The organism is Pseudomonas sp. (assembly GCF_036387035.1).
In the GTDB taxonomy this organism is placed as follows: Bacteria; Pseudomonadota; Gammaproteobacteria; order Pseudomonadales; family Pseudomonadaceae; genus Aquipseudomonas.
The window spans coordinates 1-5256 of sequence record NZ_DASVUM010000201.1 but is presented as its reverse complement, the minus strand read 5'-3'; the positions used below and the strand labels follow the sequence as shown (position 1 = coordinate 5256).

The 5256-nt window shown below is 61.2% G+C and carries 5 protein-coding genes; 3 read left to right on the top strand and 2 right to left on the bottom strand.

Features of this window, described 5'->3' with window-relative positions:
- Positions 1-667: hypothetical protein (locus VF672_RS19260; protein WP_331106141.1), on the top strand; the 667-nt coding region annotated here is incomplete at its 5' end.
- 491 nt (positions 668-1158) lie between these two features.
- On the opposite strand, the gene VF672_RS19255 is transcribed toward VF672_RS19260, so the two are convergent.
- Positions 1159-2424 (bottom strand): Hsp70 family protein, encoded by a 1266-nt coding sequence (locus tag VF672_RS19255; protein WP_331106140.1) that lies wholly within the window; start codon positions 2422-2424, stop codon positions 1159-1161.
- A 294-nt stretch (positions 2425-2718) separates the two neighbouring features.
- On the opposite strand from VF672_RS19255, the gene cbpA reads away from it, so the two are divergent.
- Together cbpA and VF672_RS19245 are read left to right on the top strand one after the other, a co-directional pair.
- A complete protein-coding gene (gene cbpA, locus VF672_RS19250; RefSeq protein WP_331106139.1) occupies positions 2719-3678 on the top strand; it encodes a curved DNA-binding protein in 960 nt (319 codons plus the stop codon).
- Between the two features lie 2 nt (positions 3679-3680).
- Entirely contained in the window at positions 3681-3977 is a 297-nt protein-coding gene (locus tag VF672_RS19245) for a chaperone modulator CbpM (RefSeq protein ID WP_331106138.1), read from the top strand.
- Between the two features lie 157 nt (positions 3978-4134).
- On the opposite strand, the gene VF672_RS19240 is transcribed toward VF672_RS19245, so the two are convergent.
- A partial coding sequence (locus tag VF672_RS19240) for a HAMP domain-containing sensor histidine kinase (RefSeq protein WP_331106137.1) occupies positions 4135-5256 on the bottom strand: 1122 nt, incomplete at its 5' end.

Sequence of the window (5256 nt, the reverse complement as noted above, 5' to 3'; positions counted from 1 at the left end):
CGACAACTACCTGCCGGCCAGTGCCACCGAGTTTCAAGTGTCGCTCAGCGCCTGGCTGACCAAGCACCTGGGCGAGCTGCAACTGCTCGGCAAAGGCGCGGCGCACATGTTCGTCACCTTGCTGATCGGCATGGTGCTCGGCGCGATCATTGCCCTGCAGCGCATTCCCGATGTCACCAAGCGCAAGCCATTGGCGGCGGCGCTGTTCGAGCGTCTGCACCTGCTGAGTCAGGCCTTCCGCAATATCGTCTTCGCACAGATCAAGATTTCGCTGCTGAACACCGCGTTCACCTCGATATTTTTGGCAGTCATCTTGCCGCTGTGTGGCGTTCACCTGCCGCTCACCAAAACCCTGATCGTCCTGACGTTTCTGCTGGGTTTGCTTCCGGTGGTCGGCAACCTGATGTCCAACACACTGATCTTTATCGTCGGCATGTCGTTGTCGATCTGGGTGGCAATGGCGGCGCTGGGGTACTTGATCGTGATCCACAAGGTCGAGTATTTCCTCAACGCACGGATCGTCGGCGGGCAGATCAGCGCCAAGTCCTGGGAATTACTGCTGGCGATGCTGATCTTCGAAGCCGCGTTCGGCCTGCCGGGGGTGGTGGCAGGGCCGATTTACTACGCGTACCTGAAGAGCGAACTGCGCAGGGCGGAGCTGGTGTAGCCGCCGGTTTTAACCATTTCCACGGCTGCCCGCGATGTGTAGGACCCGCTTCAGCCGGGAAGGGGCCAGATTGCACGCCATCAATTTTGCGGCGTGAGGCCCTACGTCTTCCCGGCTAAAGCCGGTCCTACGATGCGCACGCGGTCAGTCAGTAGGACCGGCTTCAGCCGGGAAGAGGCCAGATTGCACACCATCAATTTTGCGGCGTGAGGCCCGACGTCTTCCCGGCTAAACCCGGCCCTACGATGTGCACGCGGTCAGTCAGTAGGACCGGCTTCAGCCGGGAAGAAGCCCGTTTGTGCACCATAAGATGTGCGGTGTGACGCCCGACCTTCCCGGCTAAAGCCGGTCCTACGATGTGCACGCGGTCAGTCAGTAGGACCGGCTTCAGCCGGGAAGGGGCCAGATTGCACACCATCAATTTCGCGGCGTGACGCCCGACGCCTTCCCGGCTAAAGCCGGTCCCACTAAACAAGCGGGACAGCCGTGAATCAGCCGTAGCGCTTCTTCGCTTCGATCGCCAGCCCGCTGCCGATGCTGCCGAAGATGTTGCCTTCGACATGCCGGGCTTTGGGCAACATCGCGGCGACGCTGTTACGCAGGGCCGGGATGCCGCTGGAACCGCCGGTGAAGAACACCGTGTCGACATCAGTCACGCCAACGCCTGCGTCATTCAACAGGTTCGTCACGCTGGCGCGCACGCGTTCGAGCAGCGCATCGATGGACGATTCGAACAGCTGGCGCGTCAGGTCCACGCTCAGGCCGGGCTCGACCCGGTCCATCGCCACCAGACGGTTGTCCGCCTGGGTCAGCTGGATTTTGGTCTCTTCGACTTCCATGGCCAGCCAGTGGCCGGCGCGTTGCTCGATCAGTTTGAACAGCCGGTCGATGCCCTGAGTGTCTTCAATGTCGTAGCGCATGCTGCCCAGCGCCAGTTGAGACTTTTGTGAATACACCGAGTTGATCGTGTGCCAGGTCGCCAGGCTCATGTGCGTGCTGGTTGGCATATAGGCGCCGCTTTTCATCCGGCTGCCGTAACCAAACAGCGGCATCACGCCCTGCAGGCTCAGTTGCTTGTCAAAGTCGGTACCGCCAATGTGCACGCCACCGGTGGCGAGGATGTCGCTGTGCCGGTCATCGATCAAACGACGCTCCGGCGACAGGCGCACCAGCGAGAAATCCGACGTACCGCCGCCGATATCGACGATGAGCACTAACTCCTCGCGGTCCAGCGTCGACTCGTAGTCGAATGCCGCTGCGATCGGCTCGAACTGGAAGGAAACATCCTTGAAGCCGATTTTGCGGGCCACTTCCGCGAGGGTGTCCTCCGCTTCCTGATCGGCGGCAGCGTCGTCGTCGACGAAATGCACCGGACGGCCCAGCACCACTTGCTCAAAGGAATGACCGGCAGCCGCCTCGGCACGCTTTTTAAGCTCGCCGATGAACAGCCCGAGCAGGTCTTTGAACGGCATCGCCGTACCCAATACGCTGGTGTCGTGCTTGATCAACTTGGAGCCCAGCAAGCTCTTGAGCGAGCGCATCAAGCGGCCTTCATAGCCCTCGAGGTACTCGTGAAGCGCGAGGCGGCCGTAGACCGGACGGCGCTCTTCGATGTTGAAAAATACCACCGAAGGCAAGGTGATCTTGCCGTCCTCCAGCGAGATCAGCGTTTCCGTCCCTGGACGCAGCCAGCCGACCGTGGAGTTGGACGTGCCGAAATCGATGCCAAGGGCACGGGCCGGGGAAGGAGTGCTCATCTGCTTTACGTACCAGTCAAAAAACGGCCGCGCAGTGTATGCGAGTGAGCGCCGGATGCGTAGCGCGAAACGTCGGTTTGTAGGCCGTCGGGCAGCTAATTTGCCCGCTTGGCTTGAACTGCGGCCACTAGCCCCAATCTAGCAGGCAACTCTTAATGCATTTGGCCGGTCTGGACAGCGTTTCAATTCGCGAGACGGCGTGCCGATAACCTTGCAACGTTCAACGCTGCCAGCGTTCACATGTGAAACGCGGTGCGGACTGGGCTGGATATTCCAGAATTGGGTGACCGTCAGATGGACTTCAAAGACTATTACAAGATCCTTGGCGTAGAGCCGACGGCGGACGATAAAACGATCAAGACCGCCTATCGCAAGCTCGCGCGCAAGTATCACCCCGACGTCAGCAAAGAGCCTGGCGCGGAGGACAAATTCAAGGAAGCCTCCGAAGCGTACGAAGCGCTCAGCGATCCTGAAAAGCGCGCTGAATACGACGAGATTCGCAAATACGGCAGCCAGGGCCGGTTTCAGCCGCCTCCCGGCTGGCAGGGCCGTGGTGGCGCTGGCGCCGGACCAGGCTTTGGTGGCGGCAACTTCGAGGACGGCGACTTCTCCGATTTCTTCAGCTCCATTTTTGGTAACCGTGGTGGTCAGCAGGGCGGTCGGGCGCAGAGCCCGGGGCGTCGAGGACAGGATGTGGAGATGGAACTGGCGGTGTTTCTGGAGGAGACGCTCTCCACCGAGTCCAAGCAGATCAGCTTCAAGGTGCCGCAACACAGCGCCAATGGTCAGCGCATGGCAGACATCACCAAGACGCTGAACGTGAAGATCCCGGCGGGCGTCACCGATGGCGAGCGCATTCGCCTCAAGGGACAGGGCGCTCCGGGCGTGGGCGGTGGCGAAAAGGGTGATCTTTACCTGATCATCCGTCTGGCGCCGCACCCGATGTTCGATGTGGAGGGTCACGACTTGATCATCACAGTGCCGATTGCACCATGGGAGGCGGCGCTCGGCACCAAGGTCGCCGTCCCGACGCTGACTGGCAAGATCAACCTGACCATCCGTCCGGACAGCCAGAACGGGCAGCGGCTGCGCGTCAAAGGCAACGGTCTGTTGAACAAGCAGGGCCAGCGCGGCGATCTGTACGCGCAGTTGAAAATCGTCATGCCCAAGTCCACCGACGAGGCCACCAAAGCACTGTGGGAGAAGCTGGCCGCGCAGGCCGCTTTCGATCCGAGGGCTCAATGGAGTAACTGATCATGAGCGACACCCTGGTGATAGGCATGCAGGAGCTCTGTGAGGTGGTCGATCTGCCGGCCGCCTTTGTCATCGAGATTGTCGAGCACGGCATTCTCGAACCCCAGGGAAGGCGCCCGGACGAATGGCGGTTTGACAGCGCATCGCTGTCGGTCGCCAAGCGTGCGGTGAAATTGCACCACGAGTTGCAGCTGGAATGGGACGGCGTCGCCCTGGCGCTGAATCTGCTGGAAGAGCTTGAGCGAGCGAGGGCAGAAAACCGCATGCTCAGGCAGCGCTTGGGGCGGTTCCTGGACTGAAGAATTGCTGCGCACCTTCGCAGGAGCCGGCTTGCTGGCGCAAACGGTGGGGTCAGTTGCAGTTGAGGTGACTGCCCGGACAGGTTCGCCAGCAAGCCGGCTGCTACAGAATCGTGACTGGTTCTTGGCCGATTTTTACCGAACGGGCTTGCGCTTGTTAGCCTTTCTTCGGCAGTTCGACGTTGAACGTGGTGCCGTCGCCGACGTTTGACATGACCGTGATGCTGCCGCCGTGAGCATTCACCACCTCTTTGACGATGAACAAGCCCAGGCCCAGGCTGGTTGAGGAATTGTGGATGCCGGCTTTTTCATTGGCCGAGCGCACCAGCGGGTCGAAGATGCTGCCGATGGCTTCCTGCGCAATCGGCTCGCCGTCGTTATGCACTGAGAGGCTCACATGGCTGTCGCCACCGGTGAGCGTGACGTCGACCCGTCGCGTCGCCGCGCCATGCTGCAAGGCGTTGCCAATCAGGTTTTGCAGCAGTTGCGCGATGCGCGCCTGATCCCATTCGCCACGGGTGTCCCCTGTAGTGGTGAACACTGCGTTGCAGTCGGGCTGGCCTGCGGTGGCTGCATCAATCGCCTCACGGCAGGCGAGCGTCATCTCCATTGGCTGGCGGTCTACAGGCAGCGTCACGCCCAGGCGGCTGCGGACGAACTCCAGCAAATCGCTGATCATCGTGCCCATCAACAGGCTGCTGCTTTTGATGCGCTTGACGTACGCGAGGTCGGCGTTGGTCAGTGTGGTCTTGCGCATCAGCATTTCGGACGACATGCCGATGGCTTGCAAGGGCGCGCGCAAGTCATGGCCGAGAATGGCGAGAAAGATGTCGCGCGATCGCGTGACGCGGTCGGCGTACGCGGCAGTCGACTCGGCCAGTGCCTCGTCGATGGCCTCGTTGAAGCGAATCATGTCGGTGAGGTGGCTGGCCTGGGGCTCCGTCTGGCTTTCAGCCCAGAAGCGCACGACCGTGGCGCGCAGGTGACGAAATTCGGAGGTCATCTGCACCAGATCAAAACCGACGATGTGCCGTAACTCGCCATGGCTGGCGGCGGCCTGATCAAGTGTAGGGGTCTTGCCGATGTCTTCGCCTTGAGCCTTGGCGATGCGCTCGGCCTTGGTCTGCGCGGTGTTCATGTCACGCGCTGCCGCCAGCAGGATCGCCCCGGCGTGGTCGCGCAGCTCAAGTGAACTCATCGCAGTGGCCGCGGGCGTCAGGGTTGCTGCGAACCGTTCCCACTCATCGACGATGCGGTCCACGTTCTGAACGATAAAGTC

Excerpts from the sequence above, each read along its gene's own strand:
- VF672_RS19255 (WP_331106140.1), bottom strand. The coding sequence starts at position 2,424 with ATGAGCACTCCTTCCCCGGCCCGTGCCCTTGGCATCGATTTCGGCACG.
- cbpA (WP_331106139.1), top strand. The coding sequence starts at position 2,719 with ATGGACTTCAAAGACTATTACAAGATCCTTGGCGTAGAGCCGACGGCG.
- VF672_RS19245 (WP_331106138.1), top strand. The coding sequence starts at position 3,681 with ATGAGCGACACCCTGGTGATAGGCATGCAGGAGCTCTGTGAGGTGGTC.